The sequence below is a fragment of the Chromohalobacter sp. 48-RD10 genome, assembly GCF_029889785.1.
Lineage (GTDB): Bacteria > Pseudomonadota > Gammaproteobacteria > Pseudomonadales > Halomonadaceae > Chromohalobacter.
Genome location: NZ_JARANX010000183.1, coordinates 1 through 905 on the forward strand (window position 1 = coordinate 1; position 905 = coordinate 905).

Here is a 905-nt window from a genome sequence, read left to right on the forward strand (position 1 = left end):
CGGCACCGCCCTGGTCGCCTCGCGCATGTGGCTCTGGCAATGCCTCAGTTCGCTGGGCGTGGTGGCGAGCTATATCGCCGTCTATGCCATCGCCGCCCGCGCTGCGGGAGCCGATATCGACTTCGCTACGCTATTGCCGTTGATTCCGCCGGTGCTGATGGTCATGGCGATTCCCCTCTCGGTAGCCGGTTGGGGGCTACGTGAGAGTGCCGCCGCGCTGGTATGGATGGGCGCCGGTCTCGATCCCGCCCAGGGCGTGGCCATTTCGCTGATCTACGGCGTCGTCGTCTTGGTCTCGAGCCTGCCGGGCGCCTGGCTTCTCTGCCACCGGCGTCGCCAGCATCGCGACCGTGATGCACCAGCAGGCGCCCCGCTGACGAGCAAGAGTGGAGGAGACTGCCATGCGCGATGACGCAGAGGGTACTTACAAAAGGGCTGCACGCGACAATCCGGCGTTAAAATCGGCCTCAGGAACGCAGCGCCAGATCGAACAGCGTGTCATCGCCCATCGCAAAGGTACGACACGCCGGACGCAGGGCGGCATCGAGGGTCTCGATTTCGGCCAGGCTCACCGCCGGGCGCCCCGAACCGATCAACAGCGGCGCCACGACCACATGCAAACGATCGAGCTGGCCATCCGCCAGGAAACGCGACACGGTCTGTCCGCCGCCCTCGATGAGCACGCGACGAAGCCCGCGTGCCGCCAGGGTGTCGAGCAGCGCCGAGGGCGTCAGATCGGCCGCGCCGTCGGGCACCAGCGATTCGACGTGCGCGCCCAGGGTATCGCGCGGCAATGGATGCCGGGTGATATGCAACGTCGGGGCATCGCCACGCTGGAATACAGCGCTGGCCGCGGGCACGCGGCCGTTGGGATCGAGAATCACGCGTACAGGGTTGCTCCCCGT

Annotated in this window: 2 protein-coding genes; one reads left to right on the forward strand and one right to left on the reverse strand. The window is 67.0% G+C overall.

Features of this window, described 5'->3' with window-relative positions; translation table 11 throughout:
* On the forward strand, positions 1 to 412 hold a 412-nt coding region (locus OP496_RS18105; RefSeq protein WP_280565361.1), incomplete at its 5' end, for a lysylphosphatidylglycerol synthase domain-containing protein.
* Between the two features lie 55 nt (positions 413 to 467).
* On the opposite strand, the gene OP496_RS18110 is transcribed toward OP496_RS18105, so the two are convergent.
* Positions 468 to 905, reverse strand: a 438-nt coding sequence (locus OP496_RS18110; RefSeq protein WP_280565363.1) for a dihydrofolate reductase family protein, incomplete at its 5' end; no start/stop codon positions are given.